The organism is Streptomyces sp. MZ04 (assembly GCF_004684775.1).
In the GTDB taxonomy this organism is placed as follows: Bacteria; Actinomycetota; Actinomycetes; order Streptomycetales; family Streptomycetaceae; genus Streptomyces.
The window spans coordinates 1-862 of record NZ_SRIC01000609.1 but is presented as its reverse complement, the minus strand read 5'-3'; the positions used below and the strand labels follow the sequence as shown (position 1 = coordinate 862).

At 78.4% G+C, this 862-nt stretch carries 1 pseudogene; it reads left to right on the top strand.

The annotated features are described in order from the left end of the window. Positions 1–862, top strand: a pseudogene (locus E2651_RS43475) (hypothetical protein); the annotation flags it as partial.

The following is an 862-nucleotide window of genomic DNA, read 5'->3' as shown; positions in this document are numbered from 1 at the left end:
GCCCGCCCCCCGCGGCCCCGGTGCTCGTCATCGGCTCCCCGTTCCTGTGGTGGATGCGGGTCGGCGAGCTGCGCGCGGTCCTCGCCCCGGTCGTGGCCGGTACGGGACCCTCGGCGCACCCCGACATAGCCGCGGCCCGGCGCTTCGTGCGCGGGCTCGACGCGGCGGTCGCGGTCACCTCCGCACCGGGCCGCGGCCCGCTCACGCGTCCGGTCCTCGGCGGTGTCGGCTGGGTGGCCAGGCTGCTCCTGCGCAGCTGCCGGGGGCACGCGGGCGAGATGGAGCGCGGCGTCGCGGCAGCGGCCGCCGAGCGCGCCCAGGCCGTGGACTACGGCGTGCGGATCGTCGCCCAGGAGCAGGTCGGTCTGGCGTACGCAGGGTGGGACCGCCTCCTGACCAAGGTCGCGCTGCCCGCCTGGCGGATGGGCCGCTGGCCGTCACGGCTCGACGCGGGCGTGGTCTCCGCCCTCACCGAGCTGTCCCGCAGGGACCGCCTGGCCGAGGGCTTCGCGTCCCGCCTGGGCGAGCGCCCCGCCTGCGATCTCCTGGAGGAGCCGGGCTCGGTGGACGAGGCGGCGTCCCTCCTTGCCGCCCGCCTCTTCCACGGCGGGCCCGCGGAGCCGGGTCCCGGCTGGGCGCCGGTGGCCTGGCAGGAGTATCCGGACGAGGTCGTCGACCGCAAGTGGCGTGCGGACGCCGCCCGCCTCCACCGGGTCCTCGACTCCCTGGGCGTGGGCCACGCCGCGGACCCGACGGCCCGCGACTCCAAGGGCCCCACCCTGGGCCGCGTCCTCGACCACCTGGCGGCACCGGACACCGAGGCGACGAGGACCGCCCCAGCGGCACCCGCCCCAGCGGCACC